This is a genomic window from Corynebacterium diphtheriae, from assembly GCF_001457455.1.
Taxonomy (GTDB): Bacteria; Actinomycetota; Actinomycetes; order Mycobacteriales; family Mycobacteriaceae; genus Corynebacterium; species Corynebacterium diphtheriae.
The window spans coordinates 1194722-1211024 of sequence record NZ_LN831026.1 but is presented as its reverse complement, the minus strand read 5'-3'; the positions used below and the strand labels follow the sequence as shown (position 1 = coordinate 1211024).

General features: G+C 48.6%; 18 protein-coding genes. 13 read left to right on the top strand and 5 right to left on the bottom strand.

The window, feature by feature from the left end; all coding sequences use genetic code 11:
• Positions 1-2 precede the first annotated feature (2 nt).
• Together lnt and AT687_RS05935 are read left to right on the top strand one after the other, a co-directional pair.
• A complete protein-coding gene (lnt, locus tag AT687_RS05940; protein WP_014317889.1) occupies positions 3-1556 on the top strand; it encodes an apolipoprotein N-acyltransferase in 1554 nt (517 codons plus the stop codon).
• A 31-nt stretch (positions 1557-1587) separates the two neighbouring features.
• Positions 1588-2391, top strand: a complete 804-nt coding sequence (locus AT687_RS05935) for a polyprenol monophosphomannose synthase (RefSeq protein ID WP_003851440.1) — start codon at positions 1588-1590, stop codon at positions 2389-2391.
• A gap of 77 nt (positions 2392-2468) precedes the next feature.
• On the opposite strand, the gene AT687_RS05930 is transcribed toward AT687_RS05935, so the two are convergent.
• The gene (locus tag AT687_RS05930; protein WP_014301899.1) at positions 2469-2858 is read right to left on the bottom strand and encodes an RNA polymerase-binding protein RbpA; all 390 of its coding nucleotides are present in this window, start codon (positions 2856-2858) and stop codon (positions 2469-2471) included.
• Positions 2859-3122: 264 nt separating this feature from the next.
• On the opposite strand from AT687_RS05930, the gene AT687_RS12620 reads away from it, so the two are divergent.
• The gene (locus AT687_RS12620; protein ID WP_003851437.1) at positions 3123-3452 is read left to right on the top strand and encodes a hypothetical protein; all 330 of its coding nucleotides are present in this window, start codon (positions 3123-3125) and stop codon (positions 3450-3452) included.
• Between the two features lie 13 nt (positions 3453-3465).
• Complete coding sequence (locus AT687_RS05925; RefSeq protein ID WP_014301897.1) at positions 3466-4164, top strand: YceI family protein; 699 nt, start codon at positions 3466-3468, stop codon at positions 4162-4164.
• Between the two features lie 606 nt (positions 4165-4770).
• Here AT687_RS05925 and AT687_RS05915 read toward each other — a convergent pair.
• Positions 4771-5745, bottom strand: coding sequence for a bile acid:sodium symporter family protein (locus AT687_RS05915; RefSeq protein ID WP_014316729.1), 975 nt, complete (start codon positions 5743-5745; stop codon positions 4771-4773).
• A gap of 280 nt (positions 5746-6025) precedes the next feature.
• On the opposite strand from AT687_RS05915, the gene AT687_RS13285 reads away from it, so the two are divergent.
• From AT687_RS13285 to AT687_RS13005, 5 genes are read left to right on the top strand one after another with little or no spacing between them, the layout of a single operon-like run.
• A complete protein-coding gene (locus AT687_RS13285) occupies positions 6026-6139 on the top strand; it encodes an FAD-binding oxidoreductase (protein ID WP_088251254.1) in 114 nt (37 codons plus the stop codon).
• Positions 6140-6141: 2 nt separating this feature from the next.
• Positions 6142-6663: an FAD-binding oxidoreductase gene (locus AT687_RS13020; protein WP_014308329.1), complete on the top strand. Its 522-nt coding sequence runs from the start codon at positions 6142-6144 to the stop codon at positions 6661-6663.
• The gene (locus AT687_RS13015; protein ID WP_014310413.1) at positions 6660-7280 is read left to right on the top strand and encodes an FAD-linked oxidase C-terminal domain-containing protein; all 621 of its coding nucleotides are present in this window, start codon (positions 6660-6662) and stop codon (positions 7278-7280) included. The genes AT687_RS13020 and AT687_RS13015 overlap by 4 nt, the downstream gene beginning before the upstream one ends.
• Positions 7281-7322: 42 nt before the next feature.
• Positions 7323-7787 carry a (Fe-S)-binding protein gene (locus tag AT687_RS13010; RefSeq protein WP_014310412.1) on the top strand — a complete coding sequence of 155 codons (465 nt, stop codon included), beginning with the start codon at positions 7323-7325 and terminating at the stop codon, positions 7785-7787.
• Between the two features lie 42 nt (positions 7788-7829).
• A complete protein-coding gene (locus AT687_RS13005) occupies positions 7830-8159 on the top strand; it encodes a (Fe-S)-binding protein (protein WP_014303395.1) in 330 nt (109 codons plus the stop codon).
• Between the two features lie 14 nt (positions 8160-8173).
• Here AT687_RS13005 and AT687_RS05890 read toward each other — a convergent pair whose 3' ends face one another.
• The gene (locus AT687_RS05890) at positions 8174-9469 is read right to left on the bottom strand and encodes an SAM-dependent methyltransferase (RefSeq protein ID WP_014303394.1); all 1296 of its coding nucleotides are present in this window, start codon (positions 9467-9469) and stop codon (positions 8174-8176) included.
• 176 nt (positions 9470-9645) lie between these two features.
• Here AT687_RS05890 and AT687_RS05885 point away from each other — a divergent pair, with 176 nt between their 5' ends.
• Positions 9646-11010 (top strand): NAD(P)/FAD-dependent oxidoreductase, encoded by a 1365-nt coding sequence (locus AT687_RS05885; RefSeq protein WP_014303393.1) that lies wholly within the window; start codon positions 9646-9648, stop codon positions 11008-11010.
• A gap of 76 nt (positions 11011-11086) precedes the next feature.
• On the opposite strand, the gene AT687_RS05880 is transcribed toward AT687_RS05885, so the two are convergent.
• Positions 11087-11716, bottom strand: coding sequence for a class I SAM-dependent DNA methyltransferase (locus tag AT687_RS05880; RefSeq protein ID WP_014303392.1), 630 nt, complete (start codon positions 11714-11716; stop codon positions 11087-11089).
• Positions 11717-11722: 6 nt separating this feature from the next.
• Between AT687_RS05880 and AT687_RS05875 the strand changes: the two genes are divergently transcribed.
• Positions 11723-12823, top strand: a complete 1101-nt coding sequence (locus AT687_RS05875; protein ID WP_014310409.1) for a magnesium and cobalt transport protein CorA — start codon at positions 11723-11725, stop codon at positions 12821-12823.
• Here the strand turns inward: AT687_RS05875 and AT687_RS05870 are convergent.
• Positions 12820-13305 carry a PaaI family thioesterase gene (locus AT687_RS05870; protein ID WP_021335004.1) on the bottom strand — a complete coding sequence of 162 codons (486 nt, stop codon included), beginning with the start codon at positions 13303-13305 and terminating at the stop codon, positions 12820-12822. The genes AT687_RS05875 and AT687_RS05870 overlap by 4 nt on opposite strands.
• An 81-nt stretch (positions 13306-13386) precedes the next feature.
• Here AT687_RS05870 and gndA point away from each other — a divergent pair, with 81 nt between their 5' ends.
• Positions 13387-14841: an NADP-dependent phosphogluconate dehydrogenase gene (gndA, locus tag AT687_RS05865; protein ID WP_014310407.1), complete on the top strand. Its 1455-nt coding sequence runs from the start codon at positions 13387-13389 to the stop codon at positions 14839-14841.
• A 103-nt stretch (positions 14842-14944) separates the two neighbouring features.
• Positions 14945-16303 carry a DEAD/DEAH box helicase gene (locus tag AT687_RS05860; protein ID WP_014310406.1) on the top strand — a complete coding sequence of 453 codons (1359 nt, stop codon included), beginning with the start codon at positions 14945-14947 and terminating at the stop codon, positions 16301-16303.

Below are 16303 nucleotides of genomic sequence, written 5' to 3'. Positions count from 1 at the left end.
GCGTGAATCGGATAAGTTCCCAAGCAGCTCGAGTGCTTCTCACACGTTTCGCTGCAGCGACAGTCTCGGCATTGCTCGTTTTTTCGTCTTATCAGCCTCTAGGCTGGTACATCTGTGCACCAATCGGTATCGCATTGCTGCTATGGTCACTAGCTCCTCGGCATTCAGAACGTCTTTCCTCGCGAATGAGCACACTTATCGCGATCGTACACTCCGCAACACTGTTTTTATTACTTCTCCCGTGGATCGGTGAATTTGTAGGGGCAATGCCTTACATTGCGTTGTCCATATTTTTATCTTTGTATTCAATTCTGTGGGGAGCACCGTTAGCAAAACTGCTATCTACACGAAAGGGCTGGATTACAGCCCCCTTTGTACTGCTCGCAGTGGAGTGGCTGAGGTCCAACTATCCATTCGGTGGTTTTGCATGGGTTCGCCTTGCATGGGGCCAGATAGGCGGCCCTTTAGCGCCTCTTGCAGCGTGGGGCGGCCCTGCATTAGTCTCATTTGCCACAGTGTTGATAGGTGCATTGATCTTCGCACTGCTCCAGCGCACAAATACACGATTGGCTCTCACAATCTCTGCCATCATGAGTGTGGTCACGGCTGGCGCATGGTTTAATCTCAGTTCTTCCGAAAGCCAAGAATCAACAGGGCAACACCAAGTCACTGTAGCCGCTGTTCAAGGCAATGTTCCTCGACTTGGATTAGATTTCAATGCTCAGCGTAGGGCTGTATTAGCGAACCATGTACAAGAAACGAGAAAATTAACTGAACCAGTTGACTTCGTAGTGTGGCCAGAAAATTCCTCGGATGTCGATCCCTTTGCAGATGTTCGTGCACGCAATCTCATCGATTCTGCGGTCGCTTCAGTGCAAGCGCCCATTGTTGTCGGGACGGTCACAACCGATGAAGTAGGCGCTCGAAATGCCATGGTGGTTTTCGATCCGGAAACTGGGGAAGGGGACTGGCATGTCAAAAAGTTTTTACAACCATTTGGCGAGTGGATGCCATGGCGCGACTTCTTCCGAAAGTTTTCTTCGCTCGTTGATCTCGCCGGCGATTTCAAACCAGGTGAAGGTAACGGGGTTGTTCGAGTTCATGCTGCCCAATTAGGAGAAGTAGTCAAGCTCGGAATCAGCACTTGTTACGAAGTGGCGTTTGACCAAGCAGGACGCGACGCGGTACTCGCTGGGGCACAAATTTTAGCGACCCCTACAAATAATGCCACTTTTGGATTTACAGATATGACTTATCAGCAGCTTGCCATGAGCCGTATGCGTGCAATCGAACTCGACCGAGCAGTGGTTGTAGCAGCTACTTCAGGCGTTTCGGCTATAGTGACACCGCGTGGTGAAGTACTCCAACACTCGAAAATATTCGAATCAGCGACTCTAGTACAATCGCTTCCGTTGAAAGAAACCATCACTTTTTCCGCGCGGTATGGCACGCTATTGGAGAAAGTCTTGGTTATTATTGGAACTCTATGCGCAGTATCTGCGTTAACTATACGCAGAAAGATGCCTAAAGCATCAGCTCGAGCACCACGCAAATAGAATTGATCAATTGAGGAGCTACGAAAAACTCATGTCCATGCCCAGCGAAAAAACCTTGGTGATCATTCCAACGTATAACGAGTTGGAAAATCTCCCATTGATCACGGGCCGTGTACGTAAGACAAACCCTAACGTAGACATCCTCGTTGTGGATGACAATAGCCCAGATGGCACAGGAGAAGCCGCCGATGCCTTGGCGGCTTCCGACTCACACATCAAAGTGCTTCACCGCGAGGGTAAAGGCGGTTTGTGCGGGGCCTACGTGGCTGGCTTTCAATGGGGTCTGGAACGAGACTACACCGTACTATGTGAGATGGATGCCGACGGCTCACATGCACCCGAGCAACTCCATTTGTTGCTTGCACAGGTAGATAACGGCGCGGACCTCGTCATTGGTTCCCGTTATGTACCAGGTGGCAAAGTTGTGAACTGGCCGAAGAATCGTTGGGTGTTATCTAAGGGCGGTAATATCTACATTTCCTTAGCCCTTGGCGCAGGACTTTCTGACATGACCGCGGGTTACCGTGCTTTCCGCCGAGAAGTACTCGAGACAGTTGATCTTAACGAGCTATCTAATGCTGGCTACATTTTCCAAGTAGATATGGCGTGGCGTGTGATTCAGCTTGGCTTCGATGTGCGCGAAGTTCCGATTACCTTTACAGAACGAGAGATCGGTGAGTCTAAACTTGACGGTAGTTTTGTCAAGGATTCCCTCCTCGAAGTAACAAAGTGGGGCATCCACCACCGCAAAGAACAGATCACCAATCTTTATACAGAGTCTTCACGTCTCATTCGCCATGAGATTAGCTCTTTCCGTAAAAAGCATCTTATCTAGAGCCCATCTCGAATAGGGGCGGTGCACAGGAGGAATCCTGTGCACCGCCCCTATTCGTTTCAAGTCGAAATCTGACTTTAGGAATTTTGAGCTGCAGCAGCTTCTTCCTGCTGTTGTTTTAGCAAACGCGCAGCATTGCGACGTCGTTTACGAAGCATTTCAATCCGCTCTTCCAAAAGAACATCAAGTTCTTCAAGAGAACGACGTTCACGAAGCATATCCCAGTGTGTACGTGCTGGCTTAACGGGCTTAGCTTCTACGCCTTCACCTTCCATAAGGATGCCCAGCTGACCATTCTTGCACAGCCACTCACTTGGAATTTCAGCGTCATGAGCGAAAGGCACGTCAAAAATTTCACCCGTTTCAGTTTTGTAACGGACCATCTGACGTGGAGCGAGATCATGATCACGGTCAGTTTCGTAGCTCACAGCACCCATTCGACTGCCACGTAGTACGCGATCTGCCATAAGAGGAATCCCCGTCCTTTCGTTCTAGCGATTCAAGCATTTGATGTTCATAGTGTCATGTTTCTTCACAAGTAGGAGAGAAGCCGACATGACTACACAGATCTTTCACTATAACGTATGGCGGTTAGCTTTTTGTTCCCAGCATGGCCTTTATAGGAGTTTTACCGACATAAAAATATAAAATCTATAAAATTCACCTACGAAAAGGGCCTTTGATATTAATCGAATATACGGTAGGGAGTTTCATTCGCTATGATATGGCGGATGCCTACGAAACGAATCCCGACCTGCGCCTGGTGTGGCAAAGAGCTAAACTCCAACGGCCGTGGTCGTCCGAAGAAATTTTGTAGCCAATCTTGCAGACAGCGCGCATATGAACAACGACATGGATCCGGAGCAAAAACCGCGCTCCCAGAAGGAGCAGTTGTTTTAGTACCCGAAAAAGTAGAGAACCTCCGCGATGCACTGTACGAACTACGATGTTCCGCCGAAGATATAGCCACAGCCGCAGATGAAGGCATCAGCGTCGAAGATATGAAAGAGCTTTGTGCAGAGCTTGTCTCATTGGCAAAGAAAATCGAGAGATTAAGGTAAAAGAGACATCACTATGGATAAAAAGCAAAAGCCCATTATTATTGGCACTTTTATAGCGGTCGCGGTTCTCGCCATCGTAGCGGTAGCCATAGCCCTTATCCCATTGCTCACAAACCCGGGGGTAAAAACCGAGCAGGTAGACACCGCCAATGCACAGCCAGCTTCCACAGATATTGATGGAGAATGGTCCGTTACTTACGGAAAAGCCCCCAATATCAGTTCTGCAGGTTTCACCTTCCATGAAGTTCTACCTGGTGACAAGAGAATCACATCAGGGTCCACACGGTCAGTGTCAGGAAATGTTTCCGTTCAAAATTCACACTTAACTTCCGGAACTGTCACAATCGATATGGCAGATATCCACACCGACAATCAAAAGCGCGATACCAACGTACGCTCAAAGATTTTCGAAACTGCCAAATATCCTGAAGCGTCTTACGAGATTTCCCAAGCAGTAGATCTTTCGGCCGTGCCAAGCGATGGAACATCTATCGAACTTAAGATTCCCGGAAAACTCACCATCCACGGTGTAACACGTGACGTGACACCAGATTTCACAATTATTCGCGACGGCAATACTGTGAAAGTATCGACGACCATTCCGATCAATCGGCTCGATTTTAATGTACACACGCCTGAGTTTGTAGCCGCAAAAATTGACGAAAACGGGGAAATCAACGTCTTGCTAAACCTCGAAAAGTCCGGATCCTAGAAAGAGGCTCGATAACGATGGCACATAGAATGATTCCTGCATTGTGGCTCCGGATTATCGTGCTCATAGCGTTCATGGCGTATATGGTTCAACAATCTTTGCCTTGGCTGGCGCTTATCGCTGGAGTATTTGTTTTACTTACCGGCCTACAGTTGTGGGTAGCGTATCGTTCTAAAAAAAGATGATCGAAATTTTTCTTAAATCAAAACTGTAGGTCGATGGCAACAAGAGGCCCCATCATTATGTCACAGTGACGTAATGATGGGGCCTCTTGTTGCCTTATTGATCGCATCCCCAAAAGGAAAGTTGACACCGTTCACGTGCCCGCATCCAGGCCAGTCAAATAGGAGCTACCATCATGTATAAATTTGAACCTCAATACCACGCTGCTCAAATATAAATCTCCGTTAAAGGCAAGCGTTACAAACGGTGCAAGCAGCGAAGATTGAAAGCCATTAATTACCAAGCTGAACGGGCTTGACCCAAGGGATATTTGAATAGTCCCAAATGTCCGATAATGTACATTATGTCATTTAGGACTTCCCTTCGCGAAAGAGGCTGTAATGCACTTCGACATCACAGCCGATTTGCTCTTACTTCCTTTTCCTACAGCGCCTTACGTCGAACTATCGCCTCATAAATCGCGCCAGAGATATTTGCACAGATTGTCGCAACTGCACCGGGCAACGCCGCTTCCGGTGTAAAAAACTGCGTTGCCATCGAAGCTGCCAGCCCAGAGTTTTGTGTGGCAACCTCAATCGACGTAGTACGACAAGAAGCTTCTGACTGACGTACTGTGCGAGCGCTCCAGTATCCAGCAATAAAACCAATAAGATTTTGAATCGCAACACCTAACGCAACCACGATGCCAACTAGCGCTAATTTAGCATGCGCCCCAGCTACAACGGTCATCATCACGATCCCAATCACTACAATCGAAAGCCACGGCAATACCGGCAGTACAGTATCGACAAAACGCTGAGCGAAAAACCTTAAAATGAGCCCAAAACCAACTGGAATCAATACTGTTTTTAACAGGCTCACCATCATTCCAGAAGCATTGACCTCAGCGCTTTCTCCAGCTAACAGCAACATGATCAGTGGTGTGGCAAAAGGTGAAACCAATGTAGAAACTGATGTCATTGCGACAGACAATGCAACGTCTCCTTTTGCCAAATACGCTAATACGTTGGAGGCGGTACCCCCAGGCACGGATCCCAATAGAATTAGCCCGATGGTAAGTGACTGATCAAAGCCCAAAATTGAGGATATTGCCACCGCAGACAAAGGCATCACAATAAATTGACACACCACACCCAGCGCTATTGGCCATGGTCGCCGAGCAACCTCTTTCAAATCAGGAGGTGTTATCGTCAATCCCATTGCAAACATAATAAACATCAGCATTGGATTTAGATATGGCTTGAAGCCGACGAAAGTTTCCGGCGTTTGATACGCAATGATTGCGCCCACAATCATCAAAACCGGAAACACGAGGACGGCAATTGCTGAAGACCTATCCTCGGTAGTTACTTCCCCAGTGTCTCCGCACTGTTTTTCATGGCTATCAACCATTGACATCCTAGGCACCTCCCATGGGCCATACCCCCGCCTTGTTCTACACCACACATCATAACCCCAATTCCCACATAATGGAATTTAATTCCCACTATACGGGTTAAATGTTGAATTTAAGTAACGAAATGTGAGGGTAACTGTGCGCGAGATGACAAATAAGCACTAACGTGCAATGTATGCGCAAACTACTTCTCCCCGATCCCCACGTAATAGGCCGTCCGCAAGGCACCACCAGTCAAGCTGATGCGGTCGGCCCCGTAATGATCACGACTTTTCCCGCTTGATGCAATTTGCACGAAACCACGGACGAAAGCTCACTTTCCGTGCAGCGGGATCGTCTCTTAATGGACAGGCCACAAGCTACGATATTCTTGTAGACGTCAAGACTCACTTTTAGGGATGGAAGTACGTAATGACGGCGCACAATTGTGGGCTCGCTCCGGTGTAGTCCTCGGTGACTCAAAAGCAGTATTGGGAAGACAAGGGGTGATGCTTGGCCCAGATCCAGGCTCAACTGCCGTTTGTACTATTGGTGGAGTAATTGCTGACAACTCTGGTGGTATGCGCTGTTCAGTGGAGCGCGATGTTTATCACTCAATTGTTGACGCTCGTATTGTCCTTCCTAGTGACACCATTGTGGATACAGCCGCAGGCGACCTACGTTTCCAAGAACAAACACCCGAATTACACGCAGGACTTTTAGAGCTTCGCGATCGTATTCGTTCAGATTCAGTTCTCGCTGATAGGCTGCGCAACAAGTTTTCCATCAGAAATACAAATGGAATCCGTCTCAACGCCTTCCTTGACAAAGATCAACCAGTAAAGATTCTGCTTAAGCTAATGGTGAGCTCCGAAGGTAACTTTGGTGCGGTTACTGAATCGGTCATCAATACCGTTCGACTGCCTAGAAAAAGGCTGTGACTTGGGTACTGCTTAGTGATCTGAGAGACGCAGCTAACTACGTGAGCCCACTGATGGGGATCGGTGCAGAAACATGTGAGCTACTCGTCGCACCTGTACTAAAGCGATCTGTTGCAAATTTCCGAGAAGCGCCTCGTGACTGGAATGATATCCCTGATACATGTGCTGCATTGCTACTTGAAGTTGGCGGTGTTGATGACGCCGATCTCGATTCGGCTATTGAAAAAGCACGCTCTGTGCTGACTGACGCCGATCTAATTGCACCTCTAATCTTCGACAAAACTGTAGACGGCCAAAGAGGCGCGTGGCATATTAGGAATGGCTCGTTTGGTGTTATTGGTTCTGACCGACATCAAGGAACCACCCTCATTACCGAAGGCGTCTGCTTTCCGCCAGCCTTAGTAGGGCAAGGTGCAGCCGATCTTCTTGATCTATTAGCTTCCTATGAGTATCCCGAAATGGTCATGGGACATGCAGCTTTTGGTAAGCCCCATTTCTTTATCCTTCCCCACTTTGGAATTGAACAGGAACGTGAAAAATCTTCTCGATCCTTCGGGAATCTTGGCTCCTTATGTAAAGCTCACTCGAAAGCAAGACATCCACCTTCAGAATTTTAAGAGGTTCCCCAAGATCGAGCAGGAAATCAATTCTTGTGTGGAATGCGGATTCTGCGAGCCGGTTTGTCCCTCTCGTCATGTCACGCTGACTCCGTGCCAACGCATCGTTTTGCGTCGAGTAAAGCCGGAGCGCAAGCTGTCTACTTCCCTGCTTGCATCAATCGTATGTTTGGAAATTCCGATCCTGCACATCCTGCAAATCTGCTATTACCCCAAGCAGTCGTCGAATTAGGACGTAGAAGTGGTGTACCCGTGTGGATTCCGCAAGACGTTGGAGGACGTTGTTGCGGAACACTTTGGTCATCAAAGGGCTACAATGAAGGCTTTAAATATCATGCTTCGCAGATCGTTAACGACATGTGGCGGTGGTCCGACCAAGGTCAACTTCCAATTATCGTCGATGCATCGAGCTGCACTCACGGAATCCTCGAAAATATTCCTACAGTATTATCTGGCACCGATAAGAAGCTATTCTCTCAACTTCGCATCTTAGATGTGGTGGAATAGCTCGTTACTGAAGTAATAGATCATTTAACAACCACTGAAACTTTGGGAAATATCGCAGTTCATCCCACTTGTTCTATTCAACATCTAGGACTCGATGCCGATCTGTTGAAAGTAGCACAAACAATAGGTGCAGCATCGGTACCAGAAGGTACTCATTGTTGCGGTTCGGCGGGCGATCGGGTACTTCTTCATCCAGAACTTACCGAATCAGCCACTAAGGAAGAGCGTCATTCGCTTGATTCTGGAGACTATGACTGCTTTGTTGCATCTAACCGCGCCTGGGAAATGGGATTAGAGATGATCACTGACCGGCCGTTCGAGCGCATTGCCGTTGTCCTCGAACGCGCTTCTCGACCAGTGATTTCCCCCTAAACCCGTACAAGGTCTTACCTGCCACCACGTCGATGCCGTGTAGTCGCAAGACACTGCACGGCATCGACAGCACCTGCAATAAAGAGCGCTTCACGCATAGCTAATTGGTAGATCCATAAGCGCCGATAAACCACGTCAAAACCATCAGCCGCAGCTTGGCGAATATTGCCTTCAAATGTTTCTCTCTGCAACCGGAGTCCCGCCTGATAATGACCAGGAAAATGGGTCTGAGAGATAATCCTTAAATTGGTAAACCGGTCTACTAGTTTATGCATATCCGACAATCGCATAGGACTAAAAGCAGGCCACACATAAGCTTTATGTACACTCATGGCTGCTGTTGCAATATCTGCTTTTTCCTCGTTTAAAACGACACTTTGGCATGCAAATGCCCCGCCAACTGCAAGCATCCTATCGATAGCTTGCACGTATCGTTTCTTCATTCCTGGTTGCATGAGTTCGAGTTTTTCGACGCTCGTAATCACGTCATACTGCGTAGGCCACGCCTTGGGTGCTGGGATGGGATCGTCGATAAGTTCAACATGCGCACTGCCTTCTACGTTCGCCAAATCCAATATTTCGCGAATATCAGTGGCGAAATTCAAGTCTGTAGTAAGCGCATCAACCGTCGCTCCTCGATGGCACGCATTTATAGCCAAGGCGCCACCTGAACTCGGGAAATCCAATAGGTGCGTTCCCGCATGTACTCCAGCTGAATCCAAAAGCGCAGTTGTAGAACGTAGTTGACCTGCACCAAGATCAGCTTTCTCTACCAAAGTCGGATCACTTAGCGTAGTTTGGTCTACAAAATGGGTAGCCGGCTCATTCGCGCGTCCCGCACCTTTTACGTAACTGCGTACCGCAATACGCTCCGTTGTGGGAACGCCAGAAGAAAACAGAGTTCCTTGAATGCTCATGCCGTCTCCAGAAAATAGCTTAATAAGCTGGGTGTCGACTTCCATTCCAGAATAATCTCCACCGAGATCGAGCTTAGGCATTTTCGGGTGGTAGCCCACAGCAATCAGTTTTTTTAAAACATCTACCAAATTTTCGGCATACCACTCGCCTGCCATATACGATTCAGCGACTCCCAACCAACCAGCTGCCGCGATGCGTTTAAATAGCGAATCCTCTCGGACAATGACATCTGGAGCATCACCGAAGAGCTGAATTCCCGCCTTTTCGCATATAGCAGCAAACTCCGATTCGGCTTTACGCGCTTTGACTTCTATACGACGACCTTGTGGAACCAGTGCAATATTTGGCCATCGATCTGCATTAATTCGGGCATGTTGGTCGTTGACATTCACAGTGGTCAAGCCTACTAACTCTGCTAGATATACGGGTGGAGGCGCGCACCAACCCCACCTCAATTCAGCTGTTACCGCCAAATGGGTCTAATATTGTGACCATCGTCGCGTTAGGTTAAATATCACATTCAAATTTAATGCGGTTTACAAAATTTTTGAAGGAGCATTCCATCACCATGACTAACACCCCATTTCGCCCAGAAGGTGGACGCCACCACGTTGTAGTTATCGGCTCCGGCTTCGGTGGACTATTCGCAGTTCAAAACCTCAAAGATGCAGATGTCGATATCACCCTCATCGACCGGACAAACCACCACCTTTTCCAGCCGTTGCTTTACCAAGTAGCAACCGGTATCTTGTCGTCTGGTGAAATCGCACCACAAACGCGTCAAGTTCTTGCACAGCAAAATAATGTGCACGTTCTTAAGGCTGAAGTCACCGACATTGACACCGAATCGAAGACGGTCGTCGCAGACTTGGATGATTATTCTAAAACAATTGAATACGATTCCCTGATCGTCGCCGCTGGTGCAGGTCAGTCTTACTTCGGAAATGATCACTTCGCGGAATTCGCGCCGGGTATGAAAACAATCGATGATGCGCTCGAACTGCGTGCGCGCATCATCGGCGCTTTCGAACGCGCAGAAATGTGCGAAGATCCCAAAGAACGTGAACGCCTCTTGACTTTTGTTATCGTTGGCGCAGGACCAACAGGCGTAGAACTTGCAGGTCAGCTGGCCGAAATGGCACACCGCACGTTGTCTGGAGAGTACACGCAGTTCACGCCTTCCAACGCGAAGATCATCCTGCTTGACGGCGCTCCTCAGGTGCTTCCACCGTTCGGCAAGCGTTTGGGTCGTACTGCACAGCGTGAATTAGAAAAGATTGGTGTAACGGTCAAGCTGAACGCTATCGTTACCGGCGTAGACGAAAACTCAGTGACATATAAGTCCACCGTTGATGATTCTTTGCACACGATCGATTCCTTCTGCAAGATCTGGTCGGCAGGCGTAGCCGCTTCCCCACTAGGCAAACTAGTTGCAGAGCAGCTTGGTGTTGAGGTTGATCGCGTAGGACGCGTCCCAGTCAACGAAGATCTTTCTGTTGGCGACGATAAGAACGTCTTTGTTATTGGCGATATGATGTCGCTCAACAGGCTTCCGGGAGTCGCACAGGTAGCAATCCAAGGCGGTGAATACGTTGCTGAGCAGATTGCTGCTGAGGTCGAGGGACGTTCCTCGTCTGAACGCCCAGCCTTTGAATACTACGACAAGGGTTCGATGGCTACGGTGTCACGCTTTAACGCCGTTGTGAAGCTTGGAAAAGTTGAAGTTACGGGATTTATTGGCTGGGTCATGTGGCTTCTCGTCCACTTGATGTTCTTGGTCGGCTTCCGCAACCGAGCAACTGCAGCTTTCTCTTGGGGCATCAATGCACTTTCACGTAAGCGTTGGAACCTCGCCACCACTCGTCAGCAGCTTCACGGCCGTACTGGTTTGCAAAAACTTACTGCGCTCGTCGATACCGCCGAAAAGAAGTAATTAGCCCCGCTAATAGTTTAAAAACACCAGCGAACAGGATCGTTTCGATGCTACAAATTCGCTGGTGTTTTCTCACTTATTCAGGTTTACGCAAAAATGCTACGAGAAATTGAGACCGGTCGGTCATTGGATTTAGGTCCCAAGACTCGAAGTTATTTTCAATAACAAATCCTACGTTACGGGCATCTTCGAAAAACTGAGGAAACACATATCCTCGGCCAGCACCAAATCCAATAATGCACCGGCCATTGGGTCGCAAAGCTTCAAAAATATGCGCTAAAGCGGCTTCTTGTTTATCCGGCTCTATAAACGTAATAACGTTCCCAGCACATACAGCGATATCAAATCCCTGATCCGGAATCGATTCGCCCCCTAGGTCACCTACATGCCACGTTGCACCTGGGAATTTCTTTTCCGCCTCAGAAATCAAATAATCATCGATATCAATGCCAGTTACGATATGCCCTCGTGCCGATAAATATCCACCGACGCGTCCCTGCCCACATCCAGCATCAAGGATTTTCGATCCACGCTGAACGAGGGCGTCGATAAGCCGAGCTTCGCCGTTGATATCATTACCTTCAGCTTCGAGATTTTCCCAGCGTTTTGCATAGTTATGTGAATGCTGGGGGTTTCGTGCTTTGATGTCGTTCCAAGTTGGCATACGTTCAATAATAGACACTAAAACACAAAAAGAGGTCTGCATAAAGCTATGAACGAAAAGAATCGCCAGCTACCAGCATTCACCCCGCGAAATCGCCGCACGCACCCCATAAGCGCTGAGCGTAAACAACTTGGTGTTGACGATATTGTTGATCACTGCATGATTTATGTTGATGGACGAGCAATTCAAGGGTGGTTCGATTACGAATCAGGCTTAAAACGCGTGAAAGACTTCGTTGCTTCGGGCCATAAAGCTTTCATGTGGTTATCTCTCGAAGAACCCAGCGAACAACACATGATGCAGGTTGCCGATGATCTCCACATCCACGAACTCATCGTCGAAGACGCTGTAACTGCACATCAGAGGTCTAAAGTCGAACGCTACGACGATCAAATCTTCATGGTGGTTCGATCAGTTTTCTACCGTGATCACGAAACGGTTGATGACGCAAACGAAATTATTAAAACCGGTGAAGTTCAAATGCTGATTGGCGAACACTTCATCATCACAATCCGACACCGTACCCCTATGCCTGATTTAACGATGCGTCTCGACGACCCGCAAGAAATCAGCAGCTATGGGCCGATGATCATAGCTTGGGCGTGGGCAGATTATCTTGTCGACGGATACCTGCGTATCGTCAATATACTTGCCGAAGAAGTTGATGAGCTTGAAGAGGAAGTATTTACCCCAGGTAGCAGCTTCAACATCGAGCACATCTACATGATTAAACGCGAAATTTTAGAAATGCGACACGCCATTGATCCGTTAGCTCCCGCATTACGCATGCTCGTTACACAGCATAAGGATATGATCGCGAAACAACTCCGGTCGTATCTGCGAGATGTCCTTGACCATGAAATGGTAGCCAAGGACTATGTGGCAAACTTTGACGAACGTCTTAGTTCCCTAATCGACGCTGGCGTGGCAAAGATTTCACTACAGCAAAACTCTGATATGCGCGCTATATCTGCCTATGTTGGTATGGCAGCGGTTCCTACACTTATCGCCGGAATTTACGGAATGAATTTTGAAAATATGCCGGAACTAACTACCAACTACGGCTACTACATTGTAATTCTTGTCATGGTACTAACCGTGAGTCTCATGTGGTGGTACTTCCGCAAGATGAATTGGATCGGAGACTAAGCCATTTTATCTTTCTGGGGCTTTTCTGGTTGCGGAGCTACCAACAAAGTACGAAGTGTTGCTCGCGCCACTAACTTGCCCCTGTGGTGCATGTCAACGGCGACCACGTGGGTAGTACGGCCACGATGGATGATTTCAGCTGAAACGTCGATTACTCCAGCATGAACCATTCCCAAGAAATCAGTCGCGCAATGTACTCCTACCGCCATTGCCCCATCTGCAGCAACAACACTTGCTATTGATCCAGCTGTCTCAGCCATAGCCGAATACACACCACCATTGACTACACCTGATACTTGAAGATGCTCAGCTGCTACTGGAAGTTCCGCATGCACACCTTCAGAATTGATTTGTGTGAAACGTAGACCGAGTGTCTTAGAGAATCCTTCTAACTTTTCGTTAAATTCTTCCAGCTGTTCGATGCTCAGGCCTTCGACATTGGCGCTTTTGAGCAATTCCATAATCTCATCGTTGTTACTCATGTTGCCCAATCTAGTCTTTCTCCATGCCCAATCCGCAAGCTGGGTGGGTAAAATTGTTGCAGTCAGGGTATTGTCACAGTCATGACTGATCAAACACAACTAGCGCAGATCGGCGTTGTAGGTCTCGCTGTCATGGGTTCGAACCTCGCACGCAATTTTGCTCATAAAGGCCACACGGTTGCTGTTTTTAATCGCAGCTTTGAAAAGACCCAAGCGCTCATGGATCAGCATGGAGATGAAGGCAATTTCATCCCGTCCGCCACAATCGAAGAATTTGTTGCTTCGCTAGAAAAGCCTCGTCGCGCCATCATCATGGTTCAAGCAGGATCTGCAACTGACGCCGTAATCAACCAACTTGCCGATGCGATGGATGAAGGCGACATCATTATCGATGGCGGCAACGCACTCTACACCGACACGATTCGTCGTGAAAGCGAAATTGCTCAACGAGGCCTCAACTTCGTTGGCGCCGGTATTTCCGGAGGCGAAGAAGGAGCCCTCAATGGTCCTTCTATCATGCCTGGTGGTCCTAATAAATCTTGGGAAGCACTTGGACCGCTGCTCGAATCCATTGCCGCACAGGTTGACGGCACACCATGTGTTACTCACATCGGTCCTGACGGCGCAGGCCACTTTGTCAAGATGGTTCATAATGGAATCGAATATGCCGACATGCAGGTGATCGGCGAGGCATACCAATTGCTTCGATACGCCACCGAAATGCAGCCATCTGAGATTGCAGATGTGTTTAAGACATGGAACCAAGGCGACTTGGACTCCTACCTCATTGAGATTACGTCTGAGGTACTTGCTCAGGTCGATTCTGAAACTGGCACACCACTTATCGATCTCATCGTCGATGAAGCTGGTCAAAAAGGCACCGGTCGTTGGACGGTGAAAGCTGCTCTAGACCTTGGTATTGCAACTACTGGAATCGGCGAAGCTGTATTCGCTCGCGCACTTTCAGGTGCAACCACTCAGCGCAAGGCAGCCCAAGGTAACTTGCCAGCCGGCACTTTGGAATCATTGGCCTCGTTGAACATCGATAAGGACCAGTTCGTAGAAGATATCCGTCGCGCACTCTATGCTTCGAAGCTCGTCGCTTATGCGCAGGGCTTTGACGAAATTATCGCCGGATCAGCCGAGCACAACTGGGATGTCGATCCTCGCGACCTCGCTACCATCTGGCGCGGTGGCTGCATCATTCGCGCAAAGTTCCTTAACCGCATCGTTGAAGCTTACGACGCTAATTCAGAACTCCCGTCCCTCCTACTGGATCCCTACTTTAAGACTGAGTTGGAATCGCTTATCGATTCATGGCGCCGCGTAGTCGTTGCAGCTACACAACTGGGATTGCCTGTTCCAGTGTTCGCTTCATCGTTATCCTACTACGACTCTTTGCGAGCCGAACGCCTACCAGCTGCACTTATCCAAGGCCAGCGTGATTTTTTCGGTGCACACACTTACCGTCGCACGGATAAAGACGGAAGCTTCCACACCTTGTGGTCCGGTGATCGTAGCGAAGTAGAAGCTTAACGCTTCTTCTCGAAGAAACATTCTCCTTTATTTTAGAAAACAGGCTGGGCATTTTCACCCAGCCTGTCTGTTTTTTCACGCAGATTGCAGTAGAATTTTCCCAATGACTTCTTTTCTCGACCTCGGACTTCCTAGTGGTATCGTCCAGGTTCTATCCCGCCTAGGCATTGTTAATCCGTTCCCTATTCAAGAGGCGGCTATTCCCGATGCGATAAGCGGACGAGATATTCTCGGACGAGGTCCCACAGGCTCAGGTAAAACTTTTACTTTCGGCCTACCCATGATTACTCGACTGCAAGAATCTGGAGTGTCAAAGCCTGGTAAACCACGCGGACTCATCTTAGTTCCTACCCGTGAGCTCGCCGCCCAAGTTCGCGAACGTTTGGAAGAACCTGCTTCTGCTATGGGCTTACGTGTCCTCGAGGTAGTAGGCGGCGTCAGCATCAAGCGACACATCACATCACTAGCCTCTCCAGTCGACATTCTGGTAGCAACTCCAGGACGCGCCCAAGATCTGATTAATCAAGGAAAACTTTCCCTATCTGAGGTAGAGATCTCTACGCTTGATGAAGCCGATCAGATGGCAGACATGGGCTTTCTACCACAGGTAACCAAGCTACTGGAACTTACCCCGAAGACTGCTCAGCGATTGTTTTTCTCAGCAACACTCGATGGAGACGTGAATAAACTGGTCGATCGTTTCATGTCGGATCCAGTAACTCACTCGACCACCGCAGTAAAAGCAACCGTAGAGACTATGTCGCACTACCGATTCCATGTGGGCGACAGAGAAGCACGAAATTCTATAGTAGAAAAAATTGCTGGTCGCGACGGCAAAACAATCATGTTCATGCGCACGAAACATGGTGTTGATCGCCAAGTAAAGAAACTTCGCCGCATTGGTATAAACGCAGCTGGTTTACATGGCGATAAAGGACACAACACACGCGCTGCCGCCCTAGTTGGTTTCGCGGACGGCAGCGTTCCAGTGCTTGTTGCCACTGATATCGCAGCCCGAGGAATCGATATTGACGATGTCGATCTAGTAGTTCACGTAGATCCCCCAGCTGCGCACAAAGCTTACGTGCATAGGGCAGGCAGAACCGCCCGCGCCGGGACAGTCGGTAAAGTTGTCACACTTGTCATGGATAACCAACGTGAGGAAGTAGACAAGCTCCTCGGCAAAGCCGGAGTCTCTCCTGTTATCGTCGATGTGCATGCTGATTCAGCTGAGCTGACGAATATTACTGGGGCCCGCAAGCGTAATGGCAAAGCGTTGCAACCATTCGGTGCGCAGCAAAAAACTTCACAGCGCGGAAAGAAACAAGAGACAACTGCACAGGCAAATCAGCCCAAGCGCGGCAAATCTTCTTCATTCCGTACACGGCAATCCAAAAAGAAACGTCCCATCGCAACGTTTGGTGGGCACAAGAAGAAAGATGGTCAAAAGGGTCGAAGTTAA

Bases quoted from the DNA above. Each gene is read 5' to 3' on its own strand.
- AT687_RS05875 (WP_014310409.1), top strand. From the start codon at position 11,723: ATGAACGAAAAGAATCGCCAGCTACCAGCATTCACCCCGCGAAATCGC.
- AT687_RS13285 (WP_088251254.1), top strand. From the start codon at position 6,026: ATGCAATTTGCACGAAACCACGGACGAAAGCTCACTTTCCGTGCAGCG.
- AT687_RS05925 (WP_014301897.1), top strand. From the start codon at position 3,466: ATGGATAAAAAGCAAAAGCCCATTATTATTGGCACTTTTATAGCGGTC.
- AT687_RS05870 (WP_021335004.1), bottom strand. From the start codon at position 13,305: ATGAGTAACAACGATGAGATTATGGAATTGCTCAAAAGCGCCAATGTC.
- AT687_RS05885 (WP_014303393.1), top strand. From the start codon at position 9,646: ATGACTAACACCCCATTTCGCCCAGAAGGTGGACGCCACCACGTTGTA.
- AT687_RS13020 (WP_014308329.1), top strand. From the start codon at position 6,142: ATGGAAGTACGTAATGACGGCGCACAATTGTGGGCTCGCTCCGGTGTA.
- AT687_RS05930 (WP_014301899.1), bottom strand. From the start codon at position 2,858: ATGGCAGATCGCGTACTACGTGGCAGTCGAATGGGTGCTGTGAGCTAC.
- AT687_RS05935 (WP_003851440.1), top strand. From the start codon at position 1,588: ATGTCCATGCCCAGCGAAAAAACCTTGGTGATCATTCCAACGTATAAC.
- AT687_RS05915 (WP_014316729.1), bottom strand. From the start codon at position 5,745: ATGTCAATGGTTGATAGCCATGAAAAACAGTGCGGAGACACTGGGGAA.
- AT687_RS05860 (WP_014310406.1), top strand. From the start codon at position 14,945: ATGACTTCTTTTCTCGACCTCGGACTTCCTAGTGGTATCGTCCAGGTT.
- AT687_RS13010 (WP_014310412.1), top strand. From the start codon at position 7,323: ATGCGGATTCTGCGAGCCGGTTTGTCCCTCTCGTCATGTCACGCTGAC.
- gndA (WP_014310407.1), top strand. From the start codon at position 13,387: ATGACTGATCAAACACAACTAGCGCAGATCGGCGTTGTAGGTCTCGCT.
- AT687_RS12620 (WP_003851437.1), top strand. From the start codon at position 3,123: ATGCCTACGAAACGAATCCCGACCTGCGCCTGGTGTGGCAAAGAGCTA.
- AT687_RS05880 (WP_014303392.1), bottom strand. From the start codon at position 11,716: ATGCAGACCTCTTTTTGTGTTTTAGTGTCTATTATTGAACGTATGCCA.